1 pseudogene is annotated in these 297 nt (G+C 37.0%); it reads left to right on the top strand.

What is annotated here, in order from left to right:
* Nucleotides 1-257 (top strand): annotated as a pseudogene (locus AAEY78_RS12515) (DUF4172 domain-containing protein); the annotation flags it as partial.
* Between the last annotated feature and the right edge of the window lie 40 nt (nt 258-297).

The raw sequence follows: 297 nt of genomic DNA, 5'->3' as shown, positions 1-297 counted from the left end.
GTATTACACGGCTTATAACCGACCTGGCATTAGCGCAAGAACATGCTGAGTCAATTCGGTTTTACGCTATGTCGGTGGCTATTTTAGAAGACAGAAAAAGCTACTACGAAGTGCTTGAAGCCACTCAACGTGGAGAGCTTTGTATTACAAAATGGATTAAGTGGTTTTTACGTACGCTTAATAATGCGATACACCATACGCTTAATAATATTGAGCAAACAATTTTTAAATATCATCGGCCTTATGATAATATGTAAAATACAGACTGTATCTTTTAGTCGTACAAGCACCAAGATA

It is taken from the genome of Psychrobacter sp. 16-MNA-CIBAN-0192, assembly GCF_040309565.1.
In the GTDB taxonomy this organism is placed as follows: Bacteria; Pseudomonadota; Gammaproteobacteria; order Pseudomonadales; family Moraxellaceae; genus Psychrobacter.
Note: the sequence above shows the minus strand (reverse complement) of the source record. Positions and strands in the feature narration are given on the sequence as shown.